Origin of the sequence: Shewanella sp. 11B5, from assembly GCF_002836795.1 — a bacterium.
GTDB lineage: Bacteria > Pseudomonadota > Gammaproteobacteria > Enterobacterales > Shewanellaceae > Shewanella > Shewanella frigidimarina.
On record NZ_PJAP01000004.1, the window covers coordinates 1 to 1,010 of the forward strand.

Consider the following 1,010-nt stretch of genomic DNA (forward strand, 5'->3'; position numbering starts at 1 on the left):
AAGGCGCTGGCGGTAATGCTACAGGTTGAGATAAATCAAACTCAACTTTAAAATCGCGATTCTCTCTGGTTAAACGATAAGTAAAAGTATGCGCTTCAATCATCATCTGCCACTCATTAGTGACCGATTGTGTTAAGCCATGTTGCTTGAAGTTGGCAATAGACTCATCGTCCACTGGAAACGTTTGTAAGTTGGCAGTGCCAGTATCGCGGGTCTCTCCACCATACATTGTCACTTTATCATCGGTGCCATCTTTATGACGATGATCATGCTTTAAGCGCAATCCGGTATCGGTTTGAGTTATCACCCAAGTGCGAGAGTGATCATCGCCAACATGAAATGGAATACGTAACTGATGATTGGTGCAATCTCTTACATGCATAACTAATGGTTTGCCACTAAAACCATCTCCTTCACTGCCACCAGCAGTGATCTTACCGGCAAAAGCTTTGCCACACAGAGCGCTAATAGCTTCAAAAAATTGCTGTTGCTGTACCGAGTTTGCGGCATAAGCAGGATTAACCAACAAAGTGCTACCACACAGCAATACACCACTGAGATATGCGCTAAGCCTAATTAACGTTGGCATAATGATCGTTCCTTGTTTATCAAACCATTGGGTAATTTAATCAATAAGTACAGTAGTATAACAAAACGACTACTGAGCAGACTAAATTAAAAGACGTAAGTATCGAAGCAGATTACCTTGTTATTGAATCTATTGCTGCTAGAAAAACAAAACCCGCAACGTTAATGCGGGTTTTTATGACATTAAGTTAACGTGTTAGCTTACTTGGCGTATTTAGACTTAGTCGCCCAAGTGGTCGCTTTAGCTGGACGCTTAGCACCTTGGCTTTTAGGCGCTTGCCCTTTTGCCACTTGGCCCGAAGCCTTAGCTGGAGACTTGGGTTTTTGCCCTACAGGCTTAGCACTGCCTTTATCTGCTTTAGTGTTACCTTTACGGTCTTCAAACTGATCGGCAGAAAAACGAGTCATGGCTTTTTGGCCGT

Annotated in this window: 2 protein-coding genes; both read right to left on the reverse strand. The window is 43.0% G+C overall.

Annotation, left to right across the window (positions count from 1 at the left end):
* The coding region (locus CXF78_RS00050) for a hypothetical protein (RefSeq protein WP_180956996.1) at positions 1–589 on the reverse strand (589 nt) is incomplete at its 3' end.
* A gap of 200 nt (positions 590–789) precedes the next feature.
* On the reverse strand, positions 790–1,010 hold a 221-nt coding region (locus CXF78_RS00055), incomplete at its 5' end, for a hypothetical protein (RefSeq protein WP_145991263.1).